Source organism: Roseivivax marinus (genome assembly GCF_900109705.1).
GTDB classification, from domain to species: domain Bacteria; phylum Pseudomonadota; class Alphaproteobacteria; order Rhodobacterales; family Rhodobacteraceae; genus Roseivivax; species Roseivivax marinus.
The window spans coordinates 257,660-281,442 of the sequence record NZ_FOAI01000004.1; the positions used below are offsets into that span (position 1 = coordinate 257,660).

The 23,783-nt window shown below is 60.8% G+C and carries 20 protein-coding genes, 1 tRNA gene and 1 pseudogene; 13 read left to right on the top strand and 9 right to left on the bottom strand.

Annotation, left to right across the window (positions count from 1 at the left end; translation table 11 throughout):
- Nucleotides 1-256: 256 nt before the first annotated feature.
- Both BMX29_RS07440 and BMX29_RS07445 read right to left on the bottom strand, forming a co-directional pair.
- The gene (locus BMX29_RS07440; RefSeq protein ID WP_092811581.1) at nt 257-2,854 is read right to left on the bottom strand and encodes an ATP-binding protein; all 2,598 of its coding nucleotides are present in this window, start codon (nt 2,852-2,854) and stop codon (nt 257-259) included.
- Between the two features lie 12 nt (nt 2,855-2,866).
- Entirely contained in the window at nt 2,867-3,373 is a 507-nt protein-coding gene (locus BMX29_RS07445) for a putative pterin-binding protein (protein ID WP_092811583.1), read from the bottom strand.
- Between the two features lie 799 nt (nt 3,374-4,172).
- On the opposite strand from BMX29_RS07445, the gene BMX29_RS07450 reads away from it, so the two are divergent.
- Nucleotides 4,173-4,790, top strand: coding sequence for a LuxR C-terminal-related transcriptional regulator (locus BMX29_RS07450; protein WP_092811639.1), 618 nt, complete (start codon nt 4,173-4,175; stop codon nt 4,788-4,790).
- A gap of 283 nt (nt 4,791-5,073) precedes the next feature.
- Here the strand turns inward: BMX29_RS07450 and BMX29_RS07455 are convergent.
- Nucleotides 5,074-5,163, bottom strand: a tRNA-Ser gene (locus BMX29_RS07455).
- A 792-nt stretch (nt 5,164-5,955) separates the two neighbouring features.
- Nucleotides 5,956-6,807 carry a hypothetical protein gene (locus BMX29_RS07460; protein ID WP_139196944.1) on the bottom strand — a complete coding sequence of 284 codons (852 nt, stop codon included), beginning with the start codon at nt 6,805-6,807 and terminating at the stop codon, nt 5,956-5,958.
- A gap of 324 nt (nt 6,808-7,131) precedes the next feature.
- Between BMX29_RS07460 and BMX29_RS07465 the strand changes: the two genes are divergently transcribed.
- From BMX29_RS07465 to BMX29_RS07480, 5 genes are read left to right on the top strand one after another with little or no spacing between them, the layout of a single operon-like run.
- Nucleotides 7,132-10,002, top strand: coding sequence for a class I SAM-dependent DNA methyltransferase (locus tag BMX29_RS07465; protein WP_244889174.1), 2,871 nt, complete (start codon nt 7,132-7,134; stop codon nt 10,000-10,002).
- Nucleotides 9,999-10,625, top strand: coding sequence for a hypothetical protein (locus BMX29_RS18770; RefSeq protein WP_139196946.1), 627 nt, complete (start codon nt 9,999-10,001; stop codon nt 10,623-10,625). The genes BMX29_RS07465 and BMX29_RS18770 overlap by 4 nt, the downstream gene beginning before the upstream one ends.
- Entirely contained in the window at nt 10,622-11,158 is a 537-nt protein-coding gene (locus BMX29_RS07470; RefSeq protein WP_092811589.1) for a hypothetical protein, read from the top strand. Before BMX29_RS18770 ends, BMX29_RS07470 begins: the two co-directional genes overlap by 4 nt.
- Nucleotides 11,155-13,215, top strand: coding sequence for a DEAD/DEAH box helicase (locus tag BMX29_RS07475; protein WP_092811591.1), 2,061 nt, complete (start codon nt 11,155-11,157; stop codon nt 13,213-13,215). The genes BMX29_RS07470 and BMX29_RS07475 overlap by 4 nt, the downstream gene beginning before the upstream one ends.
- On the top strand, nt 13,208-14,410 hold the full coding sequence (locus BMX29_RS07480; protein WP_092811593.1) for a GIY-YIG nuclease family protein: 1,203 nt from the start codon (nt 13,208-13,210) through the stop codon (nt 14,408-14,410). Before BMX29_RS07475 ends, BMX29_RS07480 begins: the two co-directional genes overlap by 8 nt.
- Here the strand turns inward: BMX29_RS07480 and BMX29_RS07485 are convergent.
- Nucleotides 14,385-14,750: a hypothetical protein gene (locus BMX29_RS07485; RefSeq protein WP_092811595.1), complete on the bottom strand. Its 366-nt coding sequence runs from the start codon at nt 14,748-14,750 to the stop codon at nt 14,385-14,387. The genes BMX29_RS07480 and BMX29_RS07485 overlap by 26 nt on opposite strands.
- A gap of 215 nt (nt 14,751-14,965) precedes the next feature.
- Here BMX29_RS07485 and BMX29_RS07490 point away from each other — a divergent pair, with 215 nt between their 5' ends.
- Nucleotides 14,966-16,261 (top strand): MobA/MobL family protein, encoded by a 1,296-nt coding sequence (locus BMX29_RS07490; protein ID WP_092811597.1) that lies wholly within the window; start codon nt 14,966-14,968, stop codon nt 16,259-16,261.
- A 34-nt stretch (nt 16,262-16,295) separates the two neighbouring features.
- On the opposite strand, the gene BMX29_RS07495 is transcribed toward BMX29_RS07490, so the two are convergent.
- Nucleotides 16,296-17,030 (bottom strand): hypothetical protein, encoded by a 735-nt coding sequence (locus BMX29_RS07495; protein ID WP_092811599.1) that lies wholly within the window; start codon nt 17,028-17,030, stop codon nt 16,296-16,298.
- Nucleotides 17,031-17,296: 266 nt separating this feature from the next.
- Between BMX29_RS07495 and BMX29_RS07500 the strand changes: the two genes are divergently transcribed.
- The 4 genes from BMX29_RS07500 to BMX29_RS07515 all read left to right on the top strand — a co-directional run bounded on the left by BMX29_RS07500 (nt 17,297) and on the right by BMX29_RS07515 (nt 20,502).
- Nucleotides 17,297-17,551: a hypothetical protein gene (locus BMX29_RS07500; RefSeq protein WP_139196948.1), complete on the top strand. Its 255-nt coding sequence runs from the start codon at nt 17,297-17,299 to the stop codon at nt 17,549-17,551.
- A gap of 225 nt (nt 17,552-17,776) precedes the next feature.
- Entirely contained in the window at nt 17,777-18,187 is a 411-nt protein-coding gene (locus BMX29_RS07505) for a hypothetical protein (RefSeq protein ID WP_139196950.1), read from the top strand.
- Nucleotides 18,188-18,189: 2 nt separating this feature from the next.
- Entirely contained in the window at nt 18,190-18,651 is a 462-nt protein-coding gene (locus BMX29_RS07510; protein WP_092811605.1) for a hypothetical protein, read from the top strand.
- Nucleotides 18,652-19,383: 732 nt separating this feature from the next.
- A complete protein-coding gene (locus tag BMX29_RS07515; protein WP_092811607.1) occupies nt 19,384-20,502 on the top strand; it encodes a tyrosine-type recombinase/integrase in 1,119 nt (372 codons plus the stop codon).
- 197 nt (nt 20,503-20,699) lie between these two features.
- Here BMX29_RS07515 and BMX29_RS18775 read toward each other — a convergent pair whose 3' ends face one another.
- Complete coding sequence (locus BMX29_RS18775) at nt 20,700-21,890, bottom strand: PIN domain-containing protein (protein WP_139196952.1); 1,191 nt, start codon at nt 21,888-21,890, stop codon at nt 20,700-20,702.
- A gap of 347 nt (nt 21,891-22,237) precedes the next feature.
- On the opposite strand from BMX29_RS18775, the gene BMX29_RS18780 reads away from it, so the two are divergent.
- A complete protein-coding gene (locus BMX29_RS18780; RefSeq protein ID WP_139196954.1) occupies nt 22,238-22,501 on the top strand; it encodes a hypothetical protein in 264 nt (87 codons plus the stop codon).
- Between the two features lie 230 nt (nt 22,502-22,731).
- Nucleotides 22,732-22,983 (top strand): hypothetical protein, encoded by a 252-nt coding sequence (locus BMX29_RS07520; RefSeq protein ID WP_139196956.1) that lies wholly within the window; start codon nt 22,732-22,734, stop codon nt 22,981-22,983.
- Nucleotides 22,984-23,284: 301 nt separating this feature from the next.
- Here BMX29_RS07520 and BMX29_RS07525 read toward each other — a convergent pair whose 3' ends face one another.
- Together BMX29_RS07525 and BMX29_RS19575 are read right to left on the bottom strand one after the other, a co-directional pair.
- A complete protein-coding gene (locus BMX29_RS07525; RefSeq protein ID WP_092811611.1) occupies nt 23,285-23,608 on the bottom strand; it encodes a YnfA family protein in 324 nt (107 codons plus the stop codon).
- Nucleotides 23,608-23,783 (bottom strand): annotated as a pseudogene (locus tag BMX29_RS19575) (MerR family transcriptional regulator); the annotation flags it as partial. The pseudogene BMX29_RS19575 and the gene BMX29_RS07525, both read right to left, overlap by 1 nt.

Below are 23,783 nucleotides of genomic sequence, written 5' to 3' on the forward strand. Positions count from 1 at the left end.
TTTTTGGTCGGTTCAATGCGGTCGAAAGGGTCGGGCCGAGACGAACAAGCTCTCTACCGGGCGTAGATTGGGCGGTGGATGGACCGGGGAGCGCGGGGGCGTTGCCGCGGCTGCATCAAGTGAACGATCCCGCGGAGGATGGCTGTCCTCCCGCACAAGCGTGAGAGCCGAACAACCACGCGATCCGCCCGCGAGCGGGAGCCCGGTCTCTCGGTTTCGCGCGGACCCCTGCGCAACCAACGAGGAAACGCGCGACTCACGCCTCCGCCCGCCATGCCTCCAATTCGGTGCGCGTCGCGCCCCAGAGGTCCGGGAGTGCGTCGCGGAGCGGTCCCGGCACGGAGCCGTTTCGCTTGAGCGCGTCCTCGATCTCGGCGAGGGCGGTTCGCATGGCGGTGAGGCCGAGCGCCGCGCAGCTGCCGGCCGAGCGGTGGATGTCCTCGCGCAGGCCCTCGGGTTCAGTCGGGCGGTCCGGGGCGGCCGCGACGGCGGCGACTGTCCGGCTGGTTTCCTCCAGTGCCCCGGCCACCAACCTGTCTCGTGCCGCCTCTGGCAGGTCGCGCCAGACCGAGGCGAGGTGGTCCTTGTCCACCAGCGGCGCGCGCGCGGCGGGAACCGGATCCATCGAAGCCGACCTCGTGGAAGGCACGCCCGCGTCCGGCGTCAGGACCGCAGAGAGGGCGGCGGTCAACTCGGTCCGGTCGATGGGCTTCGAGACCGCGCCGGCCATGCCCGCCGCGCGGAAGCCCTCGACCTCTTCGGCCAGGGCATGGGCGGTCACCGCGAGGATCGGCGCCCCGCGCGACGCGCCGCCGTCCCGGGCGATCTCGCGCGCCGCGGCGATCCCGTCCATCACCGGCATCGAGATGTCCATGAGGATCGCGTCGAAGCGGCGGCTGCGGGCCCAGTCCACGCCGGCGCGGCCGTCATGCGCCTCGGTCACGCGGTGGCCGTCGCCCTCGAGCATCTCGCGCGCCACGGCACGGTTCAGGGGATTGTCCTCCACCAGCAACAGGTCCAGCGGGGGCAGGGGGCGGACGGCCGGCGGCGCCGGGGCGGCCAGGGTCTCGGTCTTCTCTGCCGGGACGGGCCCCACGGGCACCCGGATCCAGAACAGGCTGCCTTCGCCGGGCTCGCTCTCGGCGCCGATCTCGCCGCCCATGAGATGCACCATGCGCCGCGCGATCCCGAGGCCGAGGCCGGTGCCGCCGACCTGCCGCGCGTAGGAACTGTCGAGCGTCTCGAAGTCGTTGAAGATGCGGTCGAGATCGGCCTCCGCGATGCCGATGCCGGAATCGATCACCCGGACCTCGAGGCTGCGTCCGTCGGGCAGCGCCTCGGCCTCGACGGTGATGAGGCCGCCGCGCGTGAACTTCACCGCGTTGCCCACGAGGTTCAGCAACACCTGCCGCAGGCGGCGCTGATCGCCGGTGCAGGCGTCGCGCGGCGGCCCGACCCAGGTCCATTCGATGCGGTTTCCGTGCTCGGCGGCCAGCGCGGCCACGGTCGCGAGCACGCCGTCCAGAAGCCGCGTGACCGACATCGCGTGCGGCGTCACGTCCATCTTGCCGGCCTCGAACTTGGCGAGGTCGAGAACGTCGTTCACCAGGCCCAGCAGCAGGCGTCCGGAGCCCTCCATCCGGTCCACGAGCTCGGTCTGGCGCTCGGTCAGGCTGTGGTCGCGCAGGAGCTGCAGCGAGCCCAGAAGCCCGTTCAGCGGCGTGCGCATCTCGTGGCTCATCACGGCCACGAACTCGGACTTGGCGCGCTCTCCGGCAAGCGCGCGGTCGCGGGCCTCGGTCAGGGCGTGCTCGTCGGTCTTGCGGCGGGTGATGTCGCGCACGTAGGCCACGTAGATCGCCTCGGCGGTGTCATCGGCGCGACCGACGGACATCTCCACCGGGAAGCGGCGGCCCTCGAGGTCGCGGCCCGTGGCCTCGAAGCGCCGCTCCTGCAAGGCCGGGGCCGTGCCCCGCGAGAGAAAGCCCAGCGGTCCCTCGCGCGAGGCGTCGTCGCCCGCCGCGTCGAAGAGCCTGGCGAGCGGCAAGCCCATCTGCGTCTCTCCGAGGCGGAAGAGATCGCGCGCGGTGCCGTTCACGCTCAGGATCGTGCCCGTGGCGTCGAAGACCAGGATCGCGTCGAGAGAGGTATCCACGATGGTGCGGGTGCGCGCCGCGCCCTCCTGCACGGCGCGGGCGCGCTGCGTCGACTGCCGCATCAGGCGGTAGAGCGACACGGCCACCAGAACCAGCCCGCCGAAGAGAACCGCGAGCACGAGCGCCAGCACGGCAAGCGTGCGCACCAGCCCCTCGCGGCGCTCGTCCGAGATCTGCGCGAAGGCGGCCAGCCCCTCCAGTGTCATCGCGCGCACGGCCTCGCCGGTCTCGTCGGCGCGCACGGCCAGCGCCGGCAGCGCGGCGGCCAGCGCGTCGTCGGGCCCGTCGATCAGCGGAACCGTGTCGGCGAAGTGGGCCTTGATCGCGGCGCGGGGGGCCTCGAATTTCGGATTCGCGCGCAGGGCCGCGAACACCGAGCCGCGTTCCACCGTGTTCATCCGGCTGTAGAAGATGTCGAAGCGGCGCCGCAGCGCGTCGAGCCGGTCGCGATCCGCGTCCGCCTGCGAGATCGCGAGCCGGTAGCGCAGAAACTCCACTTCGGCCTGCGACAGGCTGTACTGCGCGTTGTCCGAGGCAGCCGTCGAGAACTCGTCGATCTTGCGCAGCACCGGGAAGGTCATGCCGATCACCAGCGCCACGCACAGCGCGAGCCCGGTGACCGCGAGGCCGACGCGGGAGGTGGGCACCGGCACGCGGCGCCGCCGTTCAGATGTGTGGGTGGCCTGACGTGCGCGCATGATGCGGCAGGCCTACTCGGTGACCTCGATCCGGTCCAGTTGCCAGATGCTGCGCGAGTAGATCGTCTCGGAGCGGTAGGCCTCGTCGTCGTCGAAGGGCCAGACGATCCAGAGCGGCCCCTTGTCGCGCAGGGACATCGGCTCGCCGTTGTTGAGGAAGGCCACCACCGGTCCGCCGTCCTGCCAGTCCGAGGCCGGGATCTCGATCGAGTAGTCGTTGATCGCGGTGGCGGAGATCGCTTCGCCGGTGGCGCCCACGGCGTCCATCAGCGCCGCGAGCGGGACGCCGGTGAAGCTCTGGGCGCCTTCGGTCCAGATCGTGGTCGTCTCGAAGGTCACCGGGTCCAGGGCCTCGAGCATGGAGCGGTCGAACTGCGCGGTCTCGGCGTGGTTGGTCTGCAAGATCGCGCCGCTGACGGTCAGCAGGACGTCGCCCTCGGGCGCAGGGAGCGGATCGGCGGTGACCGCGGGCGGACCGCCGAAGAGCGCGAGGAAGAGGGCCGTGCGAAGTCCGACCATGGCAGGGGCCTCTCGTGCAAAGCTTTTGCTCTGATCCGGTCATGCCACAGGACCAGCGCTATGACAGAGCGGATTCGGAGGGGCCGACCTATCCGATGGGATAGTCGGCTCTTTCGGTGGCGTGGAGTGTCATCACCGCATGCACCGCGACCGCCCGAGCCCAGTCCCGCCACGATGCCACATTTCAAGGCAACCCGTCACCATGCGCCACATCACGGGCCGGCACAGTGGCGACTTGGTCCTAAAGAAGCGCGACCGCACATCTCGGCTGTGGGGGCAAATGGCGGACAGGTACCATCCCGGTGATATGCGACCTCAGTCACAGGCCGAAGAGGGGGCGTCCGGGGCGGGGTGGCACGGAGGAACGCGCGGGGGAAGGCGCAAGTTTCGGGACGGACAGGGGGTGTAGAGACGGTGGGCGTTTAATCGACGAGAGGCATGGCGTGACGTCCTCGGGTCTGCATTGACACAGGTGAGGTGTTTTGCGCCACGCATTGGCCTGCAAGGCGCAATACCTCGACGGATAGGCTGTTGCCCTAATCCTGCATCTTGCGCACATGTTCGTGTCAAACGGGTGTGCCCGAGTTCCAAGACACGCTATCCCGCGCGATAGATTAACGTCCTGCGATACGCCCTCAATTCGCCGCTATCCCAACGTGGGATAAGCATATCGAATATGGGACGGTCGGAAATGCTGCTAATACGTGCCATGTGAAGGGATGGAGCGGTGCTTATGGATAACCGACTTGAGACGGCCACGGGCCGCGCCCGATCCGAAGCCGCCGACAGCGGGTCCATGTTGCGGATCCTGATCGCCGACGACCACGACCTTCTGCGCGATACGCTGGTCACCTACCTGCAGCGAGAGGGCGATATCTCCACCGAAACGGCGCCCGATCTCGCCGGGGTGGTCGCGATCCTCGATGCGGGCACGCCGTTTGACCTGGTGCTGCTCGACTACGCGATGCCCGGCATGAACGAGCTCGAGGGGCTCGAGCGGGTGATGGCCATGCCCGGCCGCCATCGGGTTGCGCTGATCTCGGGGACCGCCAACCGCGAGACGGCGCAGAAGGCTCTGTCGGCGGGCGCCGCGGGCTTCCTGCCGAAGACCCTGACGGCGCGAAGCCTGGTGAACGCCGTGCGCTTCATGTCCATGGGCGAGCAATACCTCCCGCTGGGGTTCATGAACGCGCAGGAGGAGGTCGAGGCGGCACACCCGTTGACGCAGTCTCTCTCGCGCCGCGAACTCGAGGTGCTGGAGGGCCTGACCCACGGCAAGTCGAACAAGGAGATCGCCCGCGATCTCGACATCCGCGAGCCGACGGTCAAGCTGCACGTCAAGACGCTCTACCGCAAGATCGGCGCGGCCAACCGCACCCAGGCAGCCATGATGGCGAAGGAAGCAGGGCTGTTCTGACGCCCTGTCCGGCTCCGCAGATCGATTTGCGCCCGCCCTGCTCGGCGGGCATTTTCCGTTACGGAAAGGGCGACCACCCGGCGGGATAGTATCATGACCAAGCGAGGACGAGGGGTATCCTGCGTGGCAGACGAGAGGTCGGAGCAGGTCCGGTAGCACTCTTGTATCCGCCCGGAGGGCGCCGCCTGACCAGTCCGCAGCATTGAAGGGACTAAGGTTTGGCAGACTCTTCGCGAGGTGTAATCACCGCGCAGAAATTCAGTGCAACGCTGTCAAGCATTGATGGCGGAGACGAAGGGATTCGAACCCTCGAGACGGTTTCCCGCCTACTCCCTTAGCAGGGGAGCGCCTTCGACCACTCGGCCACGTCTCCGCTGACCCGTGTAGATGGTAGAATCCAGAGAAACAAGGCCGAAATTGAGCCTCCATGTCTACGATCTCGATCAGGGCGCGTCCGCTAAATCCGCACCGGTCAGCATGCAAAAGTTTGGGTCGGCGGCAAGAATCTGGCAATTTTTCCAACTGCCCATCGGATGCCTCTCCTGAGTTAACGGAGCCATGAGCTTGTCTCGGCTTGGACCAGCCATCGGGGAACGGCGGGGAGCCTCGGTATGATGCTTGGGGAGGTTCGGGTGCCCGACCTTGACGCACTTGCCGACATGTCTGCCTCTCGAGGGCTGCGGCTTCCAAGCAGACCGCGTTATGACTGGTGGAGCATCTCGCTCTTCGTTCGCCTGGGCGGCATGGCATCGACGATGTCGTAGCATGCGCAGTGCCGCCGCGTGCTATTATGAGCGTGTGGCGGCGGCTGAGCACGGCAACGATAAGGGTGGCCATTGGGTGTGAAAGAACGAGAGCCTTCCGGCGGACTTGAAAGCCCTCGCACGGACACAGACCGCTCTGTATCGAGATGTTCGAGGATACATGGCCCCAGCCAGGTAAACTGTTGGGTCTCGATGCTGGACCGGCGGTCGGGTTTGCGTGCTTTATACTCTTGCACGCAAATACAGCGCTGCGCGGGAATGCAAGCCCGCACAGCGCCATTCCAATTAAGGAGCACCGGAATGCTGCCATAACTTAGTGCGCCGGTCCGGTGCGAGCCCCATCTGAAGGACCTTACCCAGCTTCAGGCCGACGAGGTAGTAGGGTTGCCAGTTCATCGGGCTCAAGGAGAAGTTCGCACAGCGGCCGCTGAACCGTGGATAGCACCCTGTTGGCGCCGCACTGGCGCTGACCCAGAAACGCTGGTCCACCTTGAGCGCTTGCCGAGCTCTTGACGCGTCAGGGTCCTGCTCTTGCCGTTGGCGACGATACTCACTGGTTCTACGGCGCGACGAGGGAACAGGCACAGTGGCGACCATTGCGTGGCGTGGTGGACGATCTTCACTTTCACAGCGACGATCTGCTCGCACTGGTCGTCGAGTTCGGGGATGAAGACATAGTCGTGACCCAGGAGCTTGCCGATCCGGCAAGCCGCCGCCAACCAAGTCCGTTTGGTCTGGCTCCACGGTTCCGTTTGTGGACACACGCGAGGAATGTAGAAGGTCGGTTGGCGCTGACGCTGGACCATCTCGGCGAGGGTGTAGAAATATACCTGCGACGGTGACCGAAGACCCGCGATGATCGAACAGTCGAGCATGGCGAACTTCGGCTTTTTGTATATTGTCGCCGCTTCCGCCAGGCTGTGGCTGTATCGGAACCTGAGCTTTCGACCATCAAGCTCGAGAACGCGGAACAGGTCGGCGTCCTGAAGGTCCCGCATCCCCTCATGGATCATGCCAATATCGTTCGCTCCGGGTGATCCCGTAGTCTGGCACAATATCGAACACAAAGCGGTGCAGACTCGGTTCTGACCGAGGTTGTCGGCCAGGTTCATGTGCGTGGCATGCCACCCCGGATGATTGTCGAGATAGTGGTTGGTGGCATGAACGAGACGCAGTGCGCTCAGGCTCAGTTTCTTGTTTTCGAGAAGGTGCACTACATCCTTCTCGCATCGGTAGTGGCTTGGACTGGACATCTCTGGTCTCCTTCGGTTGATCCGAAGAGGAGTTACGCCCCGAGGCGACCCGCTCAAAATGCAGGACCGCCCAAACTTTCTGCTCAGATATCCAAGGTCTCAACCTGACCTGCCGCCTTTCGAACTGGATCGCCCACGGAGTGCGTCGCGGAAATCCGCGCTTCGAGTGCTCGAACCCCGTTGTTTCGGCCTCTCGGCCCGCGCTTTATGGCGGAGCTTCCGGTGTCCTGTCCTCGGATCTAATGCAAGGCATTGTTTAAGCGTAACAATCCGGGTCTGGGAACCTGCGGAACCTATGGCACCATAGAACCCAGGGAGAAGCCCTTGGAGCTGGCAAAAAACATGGGATGGCTGACGTCGACGGCGTGTTCGGCTGACCCGAAACTACGCGCGGGCGGTCGAGTAGCCATGGCATCTGTCCCTGCGATGATGCAATCCTCGCGGAAAACGAAAGCAGGGGGAATCAAGCACATGAACGCCGTCGAGATCGAGGAAGCCGTATCCGCGCTGGCCGACGCGCCCTTCGACCCTGGCGAGTTCCCGTTCAGTTTCCTGGCCGCCTTCGGCAACAAGGAGGCGACCGTCAAGCGCCTCCGCACTGGCAACACGAACAAGTCGGATGTCGGCGGAGTCCTCCAGCGCAGCAACATCCACATCGCCGTCGCCGATCCCGGTCAGACCGTCGAGGTCCTGGCCCGCCTCAAGGCCAGCCCGCTGACTGATCGCCAGAAGGCCAAATTCATTCTGGCCACCGACGGCGCTCAGGTGGAGGCTGAGGAAATCGGTTCCGGCGAGGTCCTGTCTTGCCGCTTCGATGAACTGGGCAACAACTTCGGCTTCTTCTTGCCCCTCGCCGGCATCTCGACCGTCGCCGAGGTCAAGAACAACCCGATCGACATCAAGGCGACCTCGCGCCTGAACCGCCTCTACGTCCAGCTCCTGAAAGACAACGCCGACTGGAGCAGCGCTGACAAGCGTGGCGACCTGAACCGCTTCATGGCGCGCATGATCTTCTGCTTCTTCGCAGAGGACACGGGCATCTTCCAAGGCGACGACCTCTTCACCTCGACCGTCCAAACCATGACCGAGGCCGACGGCTCGAACACCCGCGACGTCCTGCTGCGTCTCTTCGGCGCGATGAATACCAGGGCGCCCGACGGCGGCGCCCGTCCGGGCTTTCCCTCCTGGGCCGACAAGTTTCCCTATGTGAATGGAGGTCTCTTCGCCGACGACATTGGCTGTCCCACATTCTCGCGCACGTCCCGCGCCTACCTGCTGCGCGCGGGTGAGCTCGATTGGAGAACCATCAACCCGGATATTTTTGGATCTATGATCCAAGCTGTCGCGGACAAGGATGAACGCGGTGAGCTGGGGATGCACTACACCTCAGTCCCGAACATCCAGAAGGTGCTGGACCCGCTCTTCCTCGACGATCTGCGCGAGCAACTGGAAGCGGCGGAAACGAACAAACGCCAGCTCTTCAATCTGCGCCAGCGGCTGTCGCGCGTCCGAGTCTTCGACCCGGCCTGCGGATCGGGGAACTTCCTGGTCATCGCCTACATCCGCATGCGCGAGATCGAGGACGAGATCATGCGCCGCCGGGGTGAGGCGCTGGAACGATCGGCCATCTCTCTAACCCAGTTCTTCGGGATCGAGATCAAAAGCTTCGCCGCGGAGATCGCCCGCCTGTCGCTGCTGATCGCTGAGTTTCAGTGCGACGTCCGCTTCATCGGTCAGACAGAGGCGCGGGCGCTCGTCCTGCCGCTCCACGCCACTGGGACCATCGTAACGGGCAATGCGCTGCGGATCGACTGGGCGGAGGTCTGCCCGCCGGTGACGGTCGAACCCGAGGAGCAGGATTTGGGCGGACCGACGGGACGGCTGAACTTGGAGGGCCGCAGTGAGGAGTGGGAGACGTATATTTGCGGAAATCCGCCATATTTGGGCGGTAAGAAGCAAACAGCCGATCAGAAGAAGGACATGGCGCAGGTTTTCGGAAAAGCGATAAACTACAAGAACCTCGACTACGTCACAGCATTTCTCTGGGTCGCGTTGCAGAATATAGGAGCTCACGGCGCCTTCGCGCTTGTTTCGACCAGTTCAATAAATCAAGGAACGCACGTTCCTGGATTTTGGAAGTTCATGCAGGATAAGGGCGCAATCATCGTATTTGCGCATCTTCCGTTCAAATGGTCTAACAATGCGAAGAACAATGCCGGTGTTTACTGCAATATTGTAGGCGTTAGCAAGGATAGGAAGAGGGATCGATTTCTGTTCGAAGGCTCGGTTCGTCAGACCGCAACTAACATCAACGCTTACCTTGCTCCAACCGACGACGTTATCGTTGAGAAAAGAAGTTCACCAATCAGCACGATATCCCCAATGATAACAGGAAATGCCGCATACGATCAGGGACACTTGTTTCTTGATGCAGATGAACGGGCGTCTCTACTTAGAAACGCGCCGGCTGCCAAATCATTCATACGGCGCGTCTCAGGCACAGAAGAGTTCACAGACGGAAAACTAAGGTGGTGTATTTGGATTACCCGAGACAATGTTGAAGAAGCCAAAAAGATTCCAGAAATCCGATTGAGGATTGAGGCAGTTGAGGAATATCGATCCGGTGGTGGTGAGGTCGCTCGAAGCATCGCGCATATTCCCTACCGTTTCCGGTATCAAAATCGCTCTCAGGGCTACCAGATAATCGTGCCGCAACGCTCTCGGGTTGATCGTGTGAATTACCCTGTCGGCTATGAGGGGCCGGAAATTGTCTATACTCACCTTGCCTACGCTATATACAACGCTGAACTCATCGACTTGGCGGTCTTGAGCTCCAGGCTCCATTTGCAATGGGCAGCTGCTACTTCTGGTCGGCATGGGGACAACCTCCGTTACTCTGCAAATCTGGCTTGGAACACTCTCCCAGTTCCGAAGCTTACCGAGACCGACAAGGCCAACCTCACCCGATGTGCCGAGGACATCTTGCTCGCCCGCGAGGCGCACTTCCCCGCCACTATCGCCGAGCTCTACGATCCCGAGAAGATGCCCGACGACCTCCGCGCCGCCCATGACCGCAACGACGAAACCCTCGAACGCATCTACATCGGCCGCCGCTTTCGCAACGACACCGAACGCCTCGAGAAACTTTTTGACATGTATACCAAGATGACTGCGAAGAAGGAGAAGGCATCTTGAATGAGGCGATTATCGGATTCGCCGGCGTCCTCGTTGGTAGTTTCATCACTGTCTTTAAGGACCTATGGACCTCTTACCGCGAGCGCTACAAAGAAGGCTCATACTCGGCAATCCGTCTGATAAGTATTCTTGAAGCTTACGCGGACCGATGCATCGACATCGTTTACGATGACGGAACGGCCTATGGCCGGCCAGCCGGGAGGGCGGACAACGGCGAAGAATATGCCGAGGCGCAAGAAGAGACACCAAGTCCACTGGATTTTCCGGACGATATCGTATGGCGTAGTCTTGATGAGGGTATTGTGCATCGAATTGTTGCCCTTCCAAACAAAGCAAGGCGGACGAACCGCTACATTGGTATGTCCGTCGAAGGTGCTTCGCCACCTTATTACGAAGACTATTTCGACGCACGTCAGGAAGGATATGCACGGCTGGGTGCTGAAGCCCTTGAGATTGTTGGGGAGCTGCGCAGAAGATTTCGGATCTCCGCAAACAGTGGAATACACATGACAACGGAATGGGACCCTGCCGCCTTTCTTGGGAAGACGATACAGAAGTTCGACACGGAGAGAGCTGAGCTTGACGCGTGGCGCGCCGAGAAAGCTAAGGAGGTGGCCACGTGATATCGCCGCGAGAGGCTATCGACCGAGGCCAGGTCTGGCTGCGCCCGTTCGGCCATTTCGCTCCGGATGAGCAAGGCTACATGGGGTTTCCGTCCGAAGAGATCCGCGATCGGTTCCTCGATGAGATTGAGGATGGCGCACTTGTTGTTGTCTGGATCAGACAGCAAGACGGTCATCCCGATTGGAAAGGGCGCTTCTGTGGAATCCTTCGCCTTGAACGAAAGCCGGTTCTTGCGACAGACTACAGCAACGCCGCCGGTGAACAGCAGCGCCGTGCCAATGATAGCGAATACCTTCACGCTGTGCCGGTCGTTCAGGCCTGGGAAGCCGATCCGTCGCGCCGCGCCATGATGAAAGGCATCATTCCCAGCCTTTGGCCCAACTACACACGGACGATGGGGACGCAGTCAAAGAAAATGCCGTCAAGTGAGATTCCCAATGTCCTCCCGAGAATGATCCGCGAAGTCAGCGTCTTTGGCCGTCCGCCGGTCGCATCGGTCCCTTTCAAAAAAGCCGAGAGCATCTTCAAATGATTGACCACGTGAAGACCGCCCCTTCTGTCTCGGTCCAGTATGGCGCGACCGGCGCCTCGAAGAAATCGAATGAGCTCGGCATGCGTGCCATGCAGGAGCGCGCTTACCAGATGCGCGGTGAGCAGTATCTGCTGATCAAGTCGCCCCCCGCATCGGGCAAGTCCCGCGCCCTCATGTTCATCGCCCTCGACAAGCTGGCGAACCAAGGCTTGCAACAGGCGATCATCGTGGTGCCAGAGCGTTCCATCGGAGCCTCATTCAAGGACACTCCGCTGTCGCGCCATGGGTTCTGGGCGGACTGGACCGTGGCGCCGCAGTGGAACCTCTGCAATGCCCCCGGGGCAGACGATCCGCAGGTCGCGAAGGGCAAGGTGGCTGCCGTCCGTGCGTTTCTGGAGAGCCATGACAAGGTCCTCGTCTGCACCCACGCCACTTTCCGTTTCGCCGTGGACGAGATGGGCGTGGAAGCTTTCGATGATCGCCTGATTGCGGTGGACGAATTTCATCATGTCAGTGCCAATCCCGATAACAAACTTGGCGCGCACCTTCGGGCCTTCATGGCACGGGACCGCGTCCACGTCGTAGCGATGACCGGCAGCTACTTCCGGGGCGATGCCGAAGCCGTGCTCATGCCGGAGGACGAGGCGCGGTTCGAGACCGTAACCTATACCTACTACGAGCAGCTGAACGGCTACGATTACCTAAAGTCCCTCGATATCGGCTACTACTTCTATTCCGGCCGCTACATCGATGCGATTTCCGAGGTGCTGGACCCGGATCGCAAGACGATCGTCCACATCCCGAATGTGAACGCCCGAGAGAGCCTGGGCGACAAGGTCCGCGAGGCCGAAGACGTCATGCAAGCCCTCGGAACATGGAAAGGCACCGACCCCGCGACCGGGTTTCAGCTTGTCGAGCGATCGGATGGCCGGGTTCTGAAGGTGGCGGACCTTGTCGACGATGATGGGGCGCGCCGCGACCGGGTCATCGGCTCCCTGAAAAATCCAGCCCATGCCGATGACCGCGATCATGTGGACATCATTCTTGCGCTCGGTATGGCCAAGGAAGGGTTCGACTGGATCTGGTGCGAACACGCACTCACGGTGGGCTATCGCTCGTCGCTGACCGAGATCGTCCAGATCATCGGGCGCGCAACACGCGATGCCCCAGGGAAGGCCAAAGCACAGTTCACGAACCTCATCGCCGAGCCGGACGCGTCGGAAGAGACGGTGAACGAGGCCGTCAACGACACGTTGAAGGCCATCGCGGCAAGCCTTCTCATGGAGCAGGTGCTGGCTCCCAAATTCACTTTCACACCCAAGGCGTCGGGCAGGAAAGAAGGGTTTGACTACGGCGAAAGCGGTTACGAGGACGGTAAGACCAATGTCGGCTTCAACGAGGCGACTGGTCAATTCCATATGGAGATCTCCGGTCTCGTTCCGCCGAAGAGCGACGAGGCCAAACGCATCTGTGAGCGGGACATCAACGAGGTCCTTGCGGCCTTCGTCCAGGACCGACAGACGGTCGAGCGTGGTGTCTTCGACGAGGAGACTCCGGCAGAAGATCTCACTCAGTTGAAGATGGGTCGCATCGTCGCCGATAAGTATCCCGAACTGTCTGACGAGGATCGGGAGGCAGTGCGCCAACATGCCGTCGCCGCGATCGCGATGACGCAGCAGGGGAAGAAGAATGCTCCTGCCCATGAGCCTGGAGACGAGCCGAAAGCGAACACCGCGTTAATCGACGGTGTGAGGCGATACGTGACGGACGTGAAAGAACTCGAGATCGATCTCATCGACCGGATCAACCCTTTCCAGACCGCCCGCGCCATTCTCGCGAAGTCCATGGACGAAGGAACGCTCAAAGAGGTCGCCGCCATCATCGCGAAGAAGCGCATCAACCTGACCTACGAAGAAGCACGGATGCTCGCCGAGCGCGCCGTGCGCTTCAAGCAGGAGCGCGGCCGCCTCCCATCCATCACGTCGACGGATGCGTGGGAGCGCCAGATGGCCGAGGGTGTAGCTTTCCTCCAGCGCAAGGCGGCGGCAAATGGCTGAACGATCTGATCTCGACATTCTCGCAGACCTGGGCGTCGATCCGATCGAGAAAAAGACGATCGGGACCAACCCGCGTGAAGCGCGGATCATAGCTGGATTCGAGGACATTCAGAAATTTGTCGAAGACCACGGGCGTCCGCCGCAACACGGTGCAGACCGAGATATCTTCGAGCGTCTCTATGCTGTGCGTCTCGACCGACTTCGCGACCAAGCCGATTGCAAGGCTCTTCTCGGCGAGATGGATACCCAGGGTCTCCTTTCATTCGAGCGGGAAGAGGGCACCGATCAGACCGACGCATCAGAGCTCGACGATGATGATCTGCTCGCATCTCTGGGCGTCGGAGCCGCGGATGAATCAGGTCTCACAGACCTGAAGCACGTGCGATCGCATGCCGAAAGGCGCGCCGCTCTCGAAGACATCGCAAGCCGCCAGACATGTCAGGACTTCGATCAGTTCGAGCCTCTGTTCGAGGCAGTCAGAAGCGACATCGCGGAGGGCGTGCGGCAGACGCTGAAGTTTGAGCGTAAGTCTGAGATCGAACCGGGGCGCTTCTTCATCGTGGACGGCATGACAGCCTACGTTGCCCATGCCGGCGATTTCTTTACGAACGAGTCCGGCAATCGCGACAGCCGCCTTCGAGTCATTTTCGACAACGGGACCGAGAGTAACCTGCTTGCCCGGTCTCTCCAGAAGGCCCTGACCCAAGACCCGTCAGGGCGGCGGATAACAGATCCCGATGCGGGTCCCTTGTTCAACAATTCGGTTGAAGGCGGTGGAAGCGAAACGGGCACCATCTACGTCCTGCGCAGCCTCTCCGATCATCCAACTGTCGCCGCGAATAGGGAGGTGATTCACAAGATCGGTGTGACGGGCGGCCAGGTGGAGCGGCGGTGCGCAAATGCTGCGAAGGAGCCGACGTTCCTCATGGCGGATGTCGAGCTTGTCGCCAAGTTCGAGCTCATCGACATCAACCGGGTTGCGCTCGAAAACCTCTTGCATCGCTTCTTCGCACCAGGCCGCCTCGACATCACGATCCAAGATCGCTTCGGGACGCCCGTGCATCCCAGAGAGTGGTTCATCGTCCCCGTGGACGTCGTCCATGAAGCCGTCGAGCTACTTCAGGATAAATCGCTGCATCGGTATGAATATCGCCCCGAGCAGGGAAAAATCATGCGTCGCCCTGGGGTGGCTTGACCAAGTCAGTCTCGGCGAATGGTAGGTTCCCGGTGGCCGCAACTGGTTCCGAGACTTCTGTGGGGCTGCCATCATCAGATGGGGAACGCTCCGCCAGTCCCAGGAACTTCCGTTCTGTTTTGCTCTCGATGTGCGAGTGAACCCTACGCAAGCTTTTCTCTCGTTGGTCCTTGGAGAGTGTCTCGAGGGCGGCCAAATACGCCTTCCCATAAATGAAGTTCCGGCGCTTATCTTCTTCCTTCCTCTTCTTCCCCGCCTGAGCCTCCAAATCTCTCAGTTGCTGTTGGGTCTGCGAGATCTTCGCCTTCTTGCGCGCGATCTCTTCATCGATTTTGTTCATGTGTTGAGCCTCATTTCGGTGCTTCGGTCCAAGGGAGGTCGTTCCCGTTTGTTCGGCTCGCTCCATTACGAGCCGGAAAAATTCCACCCGGCGGGCTCGCCCGCCGGTCCCTGAGACGAAGTCGAAGGGCGCAGTTACGCAAACCGGGGGTTTGCCGCGCGCCTGCCGCGGGCTTTTAGGAAGCGGAGATCGGCCACGGGCCCGATCTTCGCTTCATGGAACCTCAACGCCTTCATCCTGCGAGCCATTGCCCGCTTCACGTGTTTTCGCGGTCCGATGGGCGCTCGTCCGTCAAGGCTGCCGCCTATGCCGCGCGAACCCGGATGACCGACCATCGAACTGGTCTCGTCCATAATTACAGCCGTCTGCCGGGCCTTCTCGACGAGGACCTCGTCAACTGGGAAGGCACAGCGGAACAGCTGTGGAATGCGGCCGAGGCAAGTGAGACCCGGATCAATGCGCGCGTCGGTCGTGAACTGCGTCCAGCGCTGCCCGTCGAGCTGCCGCTCGACGAACAGCGCCGGCTTGTTCATGGATTTTGCTGTTGGCTGAAGGACCAACATCAGATTGCTGCGCACTGGGTCATCCACGCACCGAACTTTCACGCCCCCGACACGGGCAAGCAGCTATGGAAGGCCAGTAACACGGATGCTGGCAAAGAAGCGTATAAGAAAGCCCTTCTCGATCCGAGCCTTACGAATTTGAATTTCCACGCTCACATCCGATGGACGGTCAGACGGGTGGACAAAGAGACGGGCACTTTCGGTGAGAAGACGCGCGAGTTCGACCGCACGAACCCGCGAGAACTCAGCGCGGAGGAACGTCGCGATGGGCTGGAGCCCGAAGAGAAGATCGTCGGCCGTGACGTGGTCAAGAACATCCGAAGCGAATGGGAGAAACGAACCAACGCGGCTCTGAAGAGGATCGGCTCCTCAGCACGGATCGATCTGCGCTCCTACGAGGCCATGGCAGCGGCGGGGGACGCGCCGGATGGGATGGAAGCACAGGAACACTTGGGGCCTCGCAACAGCGCAAAGGCGCGAGCGGCAGAACATCCTGTCGACCCGGTCATGCCGATGGCCGCAGTCCGGAATGCCGAGAAAAAACTGCGAAACGAGAGGCGATGGAAGTCGTGGCTGGAGCTTCGCAACCTGGAGCGGGAGAAATCGAGGCTCGAGAACGAGGGGGCCCGGATCGCGGCTGATCGTGAACGCGACCGAAAGGAGCGCGCTCGAAAGGAAAAGGTAAAAGTCGCAGCGGCCACAACACTGGCGGAAGCGGAAGTCGCTCTTGTCGAGGCGCAGTCGGTCGACATCCCGCTGGCCGGGATATCGTTCGAAGAGATTATTGAATGGGCGCAGTCGGGAAGTCCGACCCCCGCCGACCACGAAGAGTTCGACAGCGGGATCGATCCAGAGACATATGAAAACCCAGATACAATCGAAGCGCCGCGCGAGGAACTCAGGGTAGTCAGAAAGTCGAAAGGCATGGTGCGGGGGAGGACTGGGTAGATACTGTCCCCCCACGCCAGGTGCAGTTCTCGGCTCACCACCCTTTCATGTCTCGATAGGCGATCAGGATACGGTCGTCCTCGCAGCGGTTGTCGTATGTGTAATACGTGTCGATCCACCAGCCGTTAGCTTTCCGGTCTTCGGACCACAACTGGGCGGCGCGGCGCTCGTCTGAGAGCGACTTCTGACACCGCTCCAAGAATGACATGTTGTGTGAAGTTGCTTCGACGCGTCCATGGTGAGACTCGCGCTCACGGAGCCCAATTTCCTGCTCCGCAAGAAGTGAGCGCAAGACTTCGCTGACCGTGCCGCAATCGTAAGAGTAGCGAAGAATTTCGGCTGGGGTCCGAGAGCGCATGTTACTCGCCACCTGAAGATCCTCGTCGGTCCATTTGATCATTTCTCGAAGCCCGTGGCTTTTCCGGTATTCAACCTCCAAGTAAATCAGATATTCTGCCAGAGCGGGCATTACCCTCCGAACAGCCATGTCTGCCGGTCCGAACATCGGCACGTCAGCCTCAAAGCCGTGCGGAGTGAACTTCTGTCCGGGCTTCGAAAGCAGGCGCGTATCGAACTCTTTGACCGCGCCTCTCTTTGTGAGTGTCATGCTGAAGAAGGTGGGATGCGTTCCGTCCCGCCCGCCCCAAACCCGCGCGCGGTTTCGAAAGTCCGCGAACGTGAGACGTTCGGTCTCTCGATGAACGCTGGCGACGGCAGACGTCAGTTTCTTTTGAACGCTTGCGGGGATGTGGATGCCGGTGGTGATCATGTTCGCTCCGTGATCTGGTTCAACGTGGTGATCAGGATCTCGGACCGTTCGGTTCGACCGCAAAACTCGTGGCCGAAATAATTCGACAGGCACATCGGTAGCGAGGAGAGGGGTGTCCCCTCTCCACTCCCCAGTGCGACGGAGCGCGGCTAACGCGAAGAGTGTCTCCGGGACGACCCGGTTCCTCTTGGCGAGAACCGGGTCGTCCCCGAGACACAAGAGATGGGATTGAAGATCGTGGAGCGCCGCATTTGACCCGGTGCAAGGTGAGCATCGTATCTAATCTTGCGACCCGCGAGCTTGAAGCCTGGCTCGGCAGCGCGCGGCTTTGGTCGGTCGCACCCGAAGAGCCGGGGAGTGCGGATGAGGTCGCCGAATTCTTCACGGTCACTCTGATCCGGCTCTTCGCGGTCGTAGACGGCATGTCCGCTCACGAGCAGATGGAGCTTCTCTCCAGGGTGTCCGGGACCGCGTCCGACGACATTCCGCCAGGTGACGTTCTCGGCGCCTTCCCCGGGTGAAGAAGACGGATTGACTGGCGGATTCTGAAACCAGCACCCACGGCAGCCGAAAGGTGGCGAAACGTGAGTATGCACAGGCGAGCGATGGGTCTCTCAGTGTCGGCTCCTCCGGGTGAAAGCCGACACTGAGAGACGCTCCACGTGGCCCAAACGAAGACGACAATGGTGTTCGAACACCGCTTGACCCGGACATCGATCCGGAAACCCCCGAAATCGGGAGATAACATGTTCGACACTACCCCAAACGCCGTGCAATTCGGCACTGTCCCCGCGAACCCACTCGACGAGCTGCGCTCGTTCGCAGTCGAGTATCAGGACGCAATGCTCGATGCGGCCAGCCTCCTCGGCGGCAGCGCCGGTATTAAGCTCGCGCAGACCGCCCTCGATGGATTGGCGGAGCGCGGCGGGCCTTCGCGGCGCACGATGCAGGCGCTCGACGAGTTTATGGACCTGCTCATGCTGGAGCACGTCCACGATCCTTCCCGGATCGAAGCGGAACTCTTCGCGGCGATCGACCCTGCCAGCGCTTGCGTCGAGGAGCTCTGCCTACTGGCGGATCAGCTCAACGATCGGCTCGAGGCGTGCCGCGAGGCCGGCGTGGGCGAGGGCGAAAGCGATCGCAGGGCTGCGGCATGAGCATGAGATTTGGCACGCTGCCCCGCCTTTCCGATCTCGTCGAAGGGGCGGAGATCACACCCGATATGATCGTGCGGCTCGCGGCGCTGGCGCTCATGCAAGCGCACATTGTCGCGGAAGAGCTGCATGACATCGTCATCCCGCTCCTGCCACCGGCACGCAGATCACACGCCGCCAGCATCGTGCGTCGCATCGAACGCGGCGCCGTCCTGGAAGAAGAGGCTTTGCACGACGTCGAGACCTTCAACGCAGCGCTCTCTCTACAGATCGAGGCGGGCACGCAGGTCTACTGGCAGGGAGACGACAACCACGTGCGCGGCGGATACGAAGCCGTCTATCGCGAGCCAGAGGCCCGTCAGCTTGCTGAGGTTGCCGGCGAGCTTGCACTGCTCGCTGACATGATCCTTGCCGCGCTCTCTGCCGCCCGCGCGGTGCGCGAAGCGGCTGCTCTGATCGACGGCTGATAAGAGTCGGCGCCCGGCCTCCGGGCGCCGCTCGCTTGAGGGTCGTGAGGACCCGCACCTGCGGCCGGATCACCGCGGGCAAGGCGTGCCGGAACCGCTCCGACTGCTGCCACCATCGGCACGCCATTGACCATCTGGACCAAGAGTCGATCGCTGGACCGGGGCCAGAATTCGGAGGACGGCACCCGCCGAGGTTTCACGCCGCATCAAGCACACTGGTTGGCCACGCTGAGCGATTGTTCCGCATCGTTGACGAAGTCACGTCAGCGTTGACAACGCCGCCTGCGAAGCTTCCGCGATGGCGGCAGCAAGCGCGTTACGCCAAGGCACACGCTCAACCGCTTGGCACTAAGCTGTAGTGGCAGCCGACCGCCCTTTCTTCTGTTTGATGAGGAGGGTGCAGTCTCCGCAAGGCTGGCCGCGAAAAAAACTTCGTTGAGTTTTTCCGGCCTGCGGCAATCGACTCAACATTCCGGACACGCCGCCCCGACTGCCGGTCGGGATAAACAGCATCGCCGGACGAGATCGCGCCATGAAAGCACAAAATTGGACAGATTGGGCTGTTGAGCCCCTGAACCAACAGGGAGCAGCCCGCGCGATCGGTCACTGTGACCGTGCTTTTCTTGACCTGCTGAAGGCGCTGGACGCGGCAAACATCGACCACTGCGACATGCGTGGCGCTCGCCGGGTCTTCTACCCAGAACACATCCAAGCAATTCGTGAATTCCTGAAATGCCCGAACCTCAAAACGCCTACGATCCGACGTGGAACGAAGAAGCCGGTCGCTGGACCGTCTCCTTCTCCGTCCGCGGGAAACGATTTCGACGCCGCCTGCGCGAGATTCCAAAAACCAACAAAACCCTCGCAAGCCGCGTAGCCAAGGGCCTCTACGAGGAGGCTTGGGCCGAGGCACTGACCCCGGTGCCCGCCGAACCGACGACGCCGGCGGCCGAGCCATTCATCGTGGCTGCGGGCCGCTACATCGATAAAGGGCACGAGGCGCGTTTTGTAGAACGCATTGCTCGGTCCATTGTCGCTGATGCAGAGATACCAAGCGACATCTCCATCGATGATATCGATGACGAGGTGATGCAGCGTCTGAGGAAAGTCTTATATGCGGAAGCGGCCGATCAGACCGTTCACCGACAGCTCATCACGCCAGTAAAGGCCGTCATCAAGTTCGCCAAAACACCTTGGCAGGAAACCAAGGTCAAGGTGCGCGATGTTCCTCGGACACGATGGCTGACGCCCGAAGAGGCTGAGCAACTGCTCGTTGCAGCAAGCTGCGAAGAAGTCGTCGGACGATGGGACCCGCGCCGCGAGACACTGAAGAAGATCGTTTTCATGCTCACAGGCGGCGCGGGGCCCGGCGAGATGCTCGAGGTCGAAGCTTCACATCTAAGGCCCGAGAGTGGGGAAGTCTGGATCGAAAAGGCGAAAACTGATTACCGCCCCCGTTGGGTGCATCTCCCCCCGCGCGCGTGGCAGTTGATGGGCGACCTTCCAAAAAATGGGAAGGTCTTCCTGACGCCTCAGGGCAAGCCGTATGTCATCAGAAATCGTGGCGGCGGCCAGATCAAGGGGGCCTTCGATACCGTGCGCGATGCTGCTGGTCTTGGGCCCGATGTCACGCCTTACGTCCTGCGCCACACGTGGGCCACGTGGTTTCTCTGCCAGATCGGTATCATGGACACGCTGAAGAAGCGTGGCGGCTGGGCCAATGACCGTATGGTCGCCCGATACGTGAAGCTGGCTCCGGCCGATCTGAACAACCGTCTAATTGCCCACGGATGGGACTTCCATCCAAGAACCACGCAGGAATGGGAGTTCGGAGAACTGGTCAAGCTGTGAGAGCTTGCGCCACCCGACGCCGGGTGGCGCGCTATCAGGAAAGGACTATGGATCGATCAGGCGCAGTCACGAAGGGCGGAAAGCGGTCATTCGCTGTGCCAAGATTGAGCGACCGCTACCTCGCAGACGCTAAATATGCAGGATTGAACCCACTGAAAAAATACACAACCGGACTATTCGGCAGGTAAGTTGCCACCTTATTCTGCGTTGGTTGCATTGCATGACGCCGCGTATTCCACCAGATACTCGCCAACCGGAAGTTCGCGACCTCGCTCACCGCTATGAACGTGAACATTAAAATCAAAGGTCGTCCCGGTATTCGCCCTGATTGTAACGTCAGGCGCACTTTCCGGGCATTCTACGAGCTTTGCAATCACCTGGGGAGAACTAAACATTTCGGGAGAAAAGCGACCCGATCCCGTAAAATTTCTAACGGGCCGAGATATTGATATTCTTAGGAGCCCTGTATTCGATACAGTGTCAGCGTGAGCAGCTTGCTGAACTACACTGACCGCCGGCTCCCTTGCCAGTGAGTATTCTCTGATTTCCTCCAATACGCTTTCGTTGGCTGGCTGGCCCGAACGGTCTTGGTGTAGCTTTAAGAAATGGTCGGTATGATAAATTAACATCTTCTGCCCCGTTTCCTCGAACGCCTCCTGAAGGAGCTCAAGCCGCGGATTAAGGGTTTTGCCGCTCTTCTTTTCCCACCAATCCTCTTTAGTCTCAGAAGTGACAAGGATCATAGGAGATTTTACCTCGCTACAATGTGAAAGTATCTGCTTCCACATGAGATAGTCACCCGCGAAACCCCAGCCATCTTTGTCACCATCCATATAACCTGGCGGAACTTTATTGGCCTTCCTTCGTTCGGCCTCTTTCAGGTGATCGTCTATGTCATCCGGCTGATTTCCAATACTGCCTCCTAAAGTTCTTTCAAGGCGCTCGATAACTTCATCGGTCTTCTCGAAATCTGGGGAGTCGGTTCGCTCTTTGTTAATTCCCTCGCTAATTTTTTTGCAAGCTTCTAAAGCTTCTTTCTCCAAGCTCTCACACAGCTCTTTGGGGATGACGCGACATGCTCGAATTGCCTTCGTCGCGGCTTGGATTTCTTTTTCTAAATCAGCAACCGGCTTCTGCGCTTTGTCAAAGTCATTGGCCATATCAACAATAACTGTGCGCCGATTCTTTATGAACTCCTTTGAGGTTTGATGCGATATCCAAAACTTTCCCTTGAAACTCTCTAACGCAGCCAAAAGCGCTTCGCGCGTCTCTTTGTTGTAACGGTAGAGGTCAAGAAGAACGTTAGCGTCGGTCGTAAGGATGCCTTCGCTCCACGCAGCGTCAACATCTTTAGTCTCAAGAAAATACCAAGGAAATTTGTCGCGCATTTTGCCTCCATTCATCACAGATGAACACTGGGCCATGCAAGGACTTCATGCAAGCAGCGCCGGGACTCGTGTTACCCGAATTTGTCATGGCGATTTACTGTGTTTTTTTTGACGGCCCTGCCTCTTCGTCGCGACTATATGGGGAGGGAGCTCAAAGCTGGTTTCAGCCACGCGGGGCTGAGCCCAAACTAAGGAGCCTCCACCAAACGCGGGCACGGTTTGAGATCGAAGCGGACATGCGCGAGGATTTACATGAATGTCGCCAAAGGGCCGCAAGTGAACGTGTAGTTGCCCAGGCCAGTTCGCTGATGCGTTGCATGTTCGTTGTGGCATAGTATCTTGCGGTCATGGAACTGACATACCCAATCAATCTCGTTGGTTTTGACAGCCACGTCGAGCGCGGTGACGTTGTGACGCGCGATGGCGAGTATCTCGGCGTCTGGACATTTATTAAGGACGAAGACCACGAAACTGGTGTGATTCACTTTGTTGCGGATAGCGAAAGTGAGCCGATGTTCACTGAAAACATTCCGTTTCTGAGTAGTGGAATGCGGACCGGGATGGCTATGAGCGATCTCTGCCGCTCCATTAAAGACTGGCACGAAACTTAGACCGGGAAAACACTACTGGCCACGACTGCGGTGATGCAGGTTCGGCGGAGGACCGGTTCGGGGAAGCTGCGATTCAGCTATGGCCAATCTTGTGAATGACCGCAGAGGGCCGATAGGCACCTTGGCCGCGGGCGCTGACCGCAACATGACGCGCGGCAAACGAATCCACAAAAATTGTTTCCGTCATCGGCAAACGGCGCGATCTCCTGATCACAAGAATGGAGACCGTTATGAACTACGAGCAAACGATGACACTGAAAGAAGTCGAATACTACCTGATCGAATGGGCAGACAGTGGTGAGGAGGGGGAAGACCTCCCGGCATGCCTTGCCCATTGGGATCTGGACGAAGAGCAGCTTGAGATCATCAAGGAGGCTTGCGCGTCCCCCCAAGCGGCGGCGAGCATTGCCAATGCGATGTGGTGCATCACTGACGGGGAAGGGCTCTCGTCGATTGCAGAGGTGCTGCGGACTTACTTATGAGAATGTAGGGCTCGGAAGCGCGATACCTGTTCGTCGACTTCGATATCGGCTTGCCCCGGGTCCCACTTTGTTACCTGTTGCGCAGCAAACGTATGACTGCAATGCGGGCTGCGACCGGAGCATCGAGGCTGGCTGCTGGATGTCTTCTTTGGGCTGATCGCGACGACCCGATAGTCGGGGCGGACCTCGAACCTTTCCCGTATTTTCGGCCTGAAGCTCCGCCGGCGTGGAAACCGACCTCGCAACTGGTGTGCCATGTGACACTTGCACGTCGCGCTGTCAGGACGATCATAGCCTTCTGTCACCCAGCGCGTGGCGCCGCCAGGATCACGACGGCTCCGGCGAGGCACAGGCCTGCACCGGCAAAATCCCATACGTCAGGCCGCTGCCCCTCGACGCCCCACATCCAGAGCAGCGAAGCGGCGATATAGACGCCGCCGTAAGCCGCAAACGCCCGGCCTGCGAAACCGGCGTCGACCTGTGCGAGCAGCCAGCCAAACAGAGCAAGGGTCCCAATGCCCGGGATCAGCCAGAGGCTCGAAGTGCCGCGCCACCAAGTCCAGATGGCAAAGCATCCGGCGATCTCGGCAAGCGCTGCGAGCGGGTATACCAAGATCGCCGGCATCACGCCTCGGCCTGCCCGTGATCGGATAGGCATTCCTCGTGATCGCGCAAGACCTCAAGGATACGGCAATCCGCGACCCGATCTGCGCTGCACTCGCCGATCATCCGCTGAAGTTCGATCCTGAGCGCCTCGAGACGCGCGATGCGCGCCTCGACCTCGCGCAGCTGTTTCTGGG